Source organism: Sphingomonas sp. NPDC092440, assembly GCF_044754985.1.
In the GTDB taxonomy this organism is placed as follows: Bacteria; Pseudomonadota; Alphaproteobacteria; order Sphingomonadales; family Sphingomonadaceae; genus Sphingomonas.
Genome location: NZ_JBIVQA010000034.1, coordinates 1 through 2,586, shown reverse-complemented (window position 1 = coordinate 2,586; position 2,586 = coordinate 1). Strand labels below are relative to the sequence as shown.

The 2,586-nt window shown below is 65.0% G+C and carries 3 protein-coding genes; all 3 read left to right on the top strand.

All coding sequences use genetic code 11. The features are described from left to right. The first annotated feature begins 80 nt into the window (after positions 1–80). A complete protein-coding gene (tnpA, locus tag ACIQCS_RS23905) occupies positions 81–485 on the top strand; it encodes an IS66-like element accessory protein TnpA (protein WP_294044341.1) in 405 nt (134 codons plus the stop codon). Continuing rightward, on the top strand, positions 482–835 hold the full coding sequence (gene tnpB / locus ACIQCS_RS23900) for an IS66 family insertion sequence element accessory protein TnpB (RefSeq protein ID WP_294044340.1): 354 nt from the start codon (positions 482–484) through the stop codon (positions 833–835). The genes tnpA and tnpB overlap by 4 nt, the downstream gene beginning before the upstream one ends. Before the next feature lie 154 nt (positions 836–989). Then, positions 990–2,516, top strand: a complete 1,527-nt coding sequence (tnpC, locus tag ACIQCS_RS23895; RefSeq protein WP_294044344.1) for an IS66 family transposase — start codon at positions 990–992, stop codon at positions 2,514–2,516. Positions 2,517–2,586: the final 70 nt, after the last annotated feature.

Here is a 2,586-nt window from a genome sequence, read left to right as displayed (position 1 = left end):
GTAAGCGCCAAAACCTCCCCACATTCCGGAGCTGATCGGTATCGGCGATAACGCCCGCGCGGTTAGCGAGGGTAAGATAGATGCTTGATGACGAAATTAGTTTCGAAAGCGGCGGTGGCGATCCTCCGGTGCGTCGGATGGAGGTTTTAAGCGGGCCTGGAGGTCGGCGGCGGTGGACCGCTGAGGCGAAGGGGCGGATCATCGAGGAGACGTTGCGGCCTGGCGCGAACATCGCGGCAATCGCGCGGCGCCACGGTCTGATGCCACAGCAGCTTTATGGTTGGCGGAGCGCCGCGCGCGCTCGTGGGATAAGTGGCGCGTTGAGCTTCGTGCCGCTGGCGCTGGAGGGCAGTGTACCACCTGTGACGTCGACTGGCGGAAGCACGATCGTGGTGCATGCCGGTGATGTGGCGATCCATGTCCCGGTTGGCGCGAGCGCGGATCACATCGAACGGGTATTGTTGGCGGTGCGGACTTCAGCATGATCATCCCGCCTGGGCCGTTGAAGGTGCTGGTCGCGACGCGGCCCGTGGACTTCAGGAAAGGGATGATAGGTCTTGCCTCGCTGGTCGAGCGTGAACTCCGGCTCGATCCTTTCTCGGGTATGCTGTTTATCTTCCGGTCGCGCCGCGCGGACAGAATAAAGCTCCTGGTCTGGGACGGCACCGGGCTGGTGCTCGTGACGAAGCGTCTGCACGAAGGGAAGTTCCGCTGGCCACGTCCGGGAGACGGGGTGATGAAGCTGTCGGGGGCGCAGGCTTCGGCGCTGATCGAGGGTCTGGACTGGTCGCGAGTGCACGTGCCGCGCGTGCCCAAACCGCTCCACGCGCAATAGGCCGCATGCCCGATTCCGCCTGGCGCAAGGCCGTTCTCACCGGCGCAAATCCGGCTAGGATGTGGGCGTGGCGGCGCATCCTGAACCCCCTGCGGCGACCGGCCTGGAGACCGGATACGACGAGCTTCCCGACGACGTCGAGCAGCTCAAGGCGATGGTTCTGGCCGAGCGCGCCCGCGCGACACGGCTCGAGCATATCCTCAAGCTGATCAACCGCGCGGCCTTCGGTAAGCGTTCGGAGAAATTACCCGCCGATCAACTTGCGCTGGCGCTGGAAGACCAGACGGTCGCCCTTGGTGAAGCCCAGGGCCTGCGGGACAAGACGGGCGAGGAGGCTGAGCGTTATGGCGCGAGGCCGCGTCGTCGCCGGCCCGCCGACGCGGAGCGGGGATCGCTGCCGGCGCATCTGCCGCGCGTCGAGGTCATGATCGAACCGGACAGCCTGGAATGCGCCTGCGGCGGCGTGCTGCACAAGATCGGCGAGGATCGTTCCGAACGTCTCGACATCATCCCGGCGCAACATCGTGTCCTGGTGACGATCCGGCCGCGCTATGCCTGCCGCTGCTGCAGCGACGGCGTGACCCAGGCCCTGGCCCCGGCGCACGTTGTGCCCGGCGGCCTCCCGACCGAGGCGCTGATCGCTGACGTCCTCATCAACAAATATTGCGATCACCTGCCGCTTTACCGCCAGGAGAAGATCTTCGCCCGGCAGGGCATCGCGATCAGCCGGGCCACGCTGGCGAACTGGGTTGGCCGGGGCATCGCGGCGCTGATGCCGATCGCCAACCGGATGCGCGCGGATGCCCTTACCCGATCACGGCTGTTCGTTGACGAAACCACGGTCAAGGTGCTGGCGCCGGGGACTGGCAAGACCAGGACCGGCTATATGTGGGTGATCGTCTGTGACGACCGGGCGCATGGCGGTGCCGATCCGCCGCTGGCGCTCTACACCTACATGCCGGGCCGCGGAAAGATGTGGGCGAAGCAGTTGCTGGGGTCCTATCAGGGCATCCTGCAGGTTGATGCCTGGCAAGCCTACGACCAGTTCGGCAAGGACGACGGTGCCAATGCCGGCGTCGAGAAATCCTATTGCTGGGCCCATCTGAGGCGCGGGTTTATCGACGCCGGCAGCGACGCCCCGCTCGCGCACGACGCATTGCAGCGCATCGCCGAGATCTACGGTATCGAGAAGGAAATCCGCGGGCGATCGGCCGAGGAACGCCTTGCTGCCCGGCGAGAGCGGACCCGCCCGCTGGTCGACAAGCTCCACGACTGGTTTATGGCAACCGCGCCGCGGATCATGGCCGGTTCGGCGACGAGCGACGCGATGAAATACGCGCTGAAGCGCTGGGCGGGCTTCACGCGCTTCCTTGACGATGGCCGGATCGAAATCGACAACAATGCCGCGGAGCGCGCTATCAGGCCGGTGACGCTCCAAAGAAAAAATGCGTTGTTCGCAGGCCACCAACTCGGCGCCGAAAACTGGGCGGCGATCGCCTCGCTGGTCGAAACCTGCAAGATGCTCGGCGTCGAACCTTACGCCTACCTCTCCAATGTGCTCGCCCGCATCATTGAGCGCGCCGACACCGATCCAATCGATGATCTGTTGCCGTACAACTGGGTCGATAAAAATGCACGGCAAACCGCGCTCGAAGAGAGCAATCTCGCCAGCGTCGCCTGATCGCCGAAATTACGCCGTCCACGTCGCCGCCGTCGCCCCGCAACCACGTGGGGCAGTTTTAGCGCTTACG

Coding starts and splice junctions, on each gene's coding strand:
- tnpA (WP_294044341.1), top strand. CDS start 81: ATGCTTGATGACGAAATTAGTTTCGAAAGCGGCGGTGGCGATCCTCCG.
- tnpB (WP_294044340.1), top strand. CDS start 482: ATGATCATCCCGCCTGGGCCGTTGAAGGTGCTGGTCGCGACGCGGCCC.
- tnpC (WP_294044344.1), top strand. CDS start 990: ATGGTTCTGGCCGAGCGCGCCCGCGCGACACGGCTCGAGCATATCCTC.